The organism is Microbacterium sp. Leaf351, from assembly GCF_001423825.1.
GTDB classification, from domain to species: domain Bacteria; phylum Actinomycetota; class Actinomycetes; order Actinomycetales; family Microbacteriaceae; genus Microbacterium; species Microbacterium ginsengisoli.
On record NZ_LMPK01000012.1, the window covers coordinates 68,909 to 71,297 of the forward strand.

Sequence of the window (2,389 nt, forward strand, 5' to 3'; positions counted from 1 at the left end):
CGACCTGCTCGGGCAGGTGTATGAGGAGCTGGGTTTCCCCGTCGTCACCGTCCCCGCGCTCGCCCCGGACGTGCGCGTCGAACTCATCCTGGAACGAGCATCGGCCGACGGGCCAGCTGAGAGGGGCGTGAGCTGATGGGCGCGGGGGGTAGCCGGTACCGGCAGATCGGGGCCGTGCTGCGCCGGCACGGACTCGGCGTCCTGGCCGGCGTGCTGGGCCTGGGCGGCTTGGTGCCGTTCCACCGCGGCGCCCTCGGACACGCCCGGCAGGAGGACCCCTACACGAACCCGGAGCATGTGCGGGTCGCGTTGGAGGAGCTCGGGCCGACGTTCGTGAAACTGGGCCAGATCCTCTCCACCCGGCACGATCTGCTCCCCGCGGCATGGGTCGCCGAGTTCGCCAAACTGCAGGACGACGTCGCCGCGGCACCGTGGGAGGGCATTCGGGACGTGCTCCGTGAAGAGCTCGGCGCCGACCCAGAGCACGTGTTCGCCCAGTTCGACCCGGTGCCGCTGGCGGCGGCGTCCATCGGGCAGGCGTACGCGGCAACTCTTCACGACGGCACCGAGGTCGTCGTGAAGGTGCGCCGGCCCGGCGTGGTCGCGCAGGTGCACGAAGACCTGGACATTCTCCGCAACCTCGCCGACCGCGCCGACCGGCGCTGGGATGCCATCCGGCAGTACGACCTGCCCGGGCTGGTGGAGGAGTTCTCCCGCACGCTGCGTGCCGAGCTGGACTACCTGCAGGAGGCCCGCAACGCCGAACGGTTCGCGCAGGAGTTCGCCCACGCGGCGCGGGTGCGGATTCCCCGCGTGCACGGGGAGACCACGACCTCGCGCGTGCTGACCCTGGAGCGGATGAGCGGGGTGCGGATCGACGACCTGGAGGGCCTGGACGCCGCCGGCATCGACCGGGTCGCACTCGCGCGGCTGGGTGCCGACATCGTGCTCACGATGGTGTTCGACAACCGGTTCTTCCATGCCGACCCCCATCCCGGGAACATGTTCGTGCAGCCCGACGGCGCGCTCGCGCTGATCGACTTCGGGATGGTCGGGGAGCTCACCGAACAGACCACGGACGGCCTCGCCGGCATCGTGCTCGCCTTCACCCGCGACGACCCGGACGCCCTCACCACCGCCCTGATAGAACTCTCCCGGACCGCCGACGTCGTCGACCGGGCAGGGCTGCGGCAGGCGATCACCGCGTTCACGGCCCGCTACCGGGGCCGTTCGCTGTCGGAGATCAGCCTCGCAATCATGCTCCAGCAGCTGCTCGGCATCCTTCAGCAGCACCAGCTGCACCTTCCGCAGGAGACGGCGCTGCTGTTCAAAGTGCTGATGATGGCCGAAGGGACTGCGGCGCGGCTGGATCCGGACTTCCAGATGCTCGACGCCCTGCAGCCCTACGCTGAGCAGCTCACCCGCGCCCAGCTGTCCCTGCCGGCTCTGGCCCGGCGATGGGCGCGCGCGGGAGCCGACACCGGGGCACTGCTCACCGAGCTGCCCGCCACCCTGAGCCGGCTCCGGCATCTCCTCGAAGACGGCGGGTTCGAGGTGCACCTGCGCGCGACGGAGCTGGAACCTCTCGTCGGGCGCGCCGAACGCGTCGGCAACCGTGTCGTCGCGGGAATGATCGCCGCCGCGCTGATCGGCGGGATCGGCACCCTCGTCGGCGGGAACACGAAATGGCGCTCCCGGGAAGGCGTCCTGATCGGCGCCGGGACCGGCACGATCGGCGCGCTCGGCGGCTACCTGCTGTGGACTCTGCGGCGCCGCCGGCCCCGCCACTAACCCGTGCGCGGCCTCGAGAACACCATGAAAAGGGGAAAGGGAGATGGGACAGGATCAAAGTCGGCGTCAACGGATACGGCGTGATCGGCAAGAGGGTCGCCGACGCCGTCCACGCCCAACCCGACATGCAGTTGACTGGCGTCGCGGACACCATCACCGACTGGCGCATCAGATCCGCCGCCCGCCTCACCCCGACCCGTGGGAATCGCACCTGGGCGGCATCATGAACACGATGGTTCCCGAACCGGTCATTCCCTCCCACCAGGGTCCGGACGCGCGCACCGTGATTCCCGGCCTGGACGTGGTCACGATCGCCGCGAAGGGCGCGCGCACGCATACCCACAACCACTACTGGACCCTGCAGCTGACCCGCCGCGCCTCACGCGACCCGATCCTCGACGCGTTGCGCGCCGCCCCCCGCATCGCGTTCATCCGCATGTCCGACGGGCTCGTCGCCCTCAACTCCACGGTCGAGCTGATGCGCGACTTCGGCCGNACCCCGCGGGGACATGTGGGAAGTCGCGGTCTGGGAAGACCTCGTCACCGTCGACGGCGACGAGGCATACCTCACCTACCAGGTGTGCAACGAGGCGATCGT

At 70.2% G+C, this 2,389-nt stretch carries 2 protein-coding genes; both read left to right on the forward strand.

The features are described 5' to 3' along the window. The first annotated feature begins 135 nt into the window (after nucleotides 1-135). Complete coding sequence (locus ASG00_RS05260; RefSeq protein WP_056207406.1) at nucleotides 136-1,791, forward strand: ABC1 kinase family protein; 1,656 nt, start codon at nucleotides 136-138, stop codon at nucleotides 1,789-1,791. Nucleotides 1,792-1,871: 80 nt separating this feature from the next. Continuing rightward, nucleotides 1,872-2,018 carry a hypothetical protein gene (locus ASG00_RS17110; RefSeq protein WP_235557379.1) on the forward strand — a complete coding sequence of 49 codons (147 nt, stop codon included), beginning with the start codon at nucleotides 1,872-1,874 and terminating at the stop codon, nucleotides 2,016-2,018. Nucleotides 2,019-2,389 lie beyond the last annotated feature (371 nt).

Excerpts from the sequence above, each read along its gene's own strand:
- ASG00_RS05260 (WP_056207406.1), top strand. The coding sequence starts at position 136 with ATGGGCGCGGGGGGTAGCCGGTACCGGCAGATCGGGGCCGTGCTGCGC.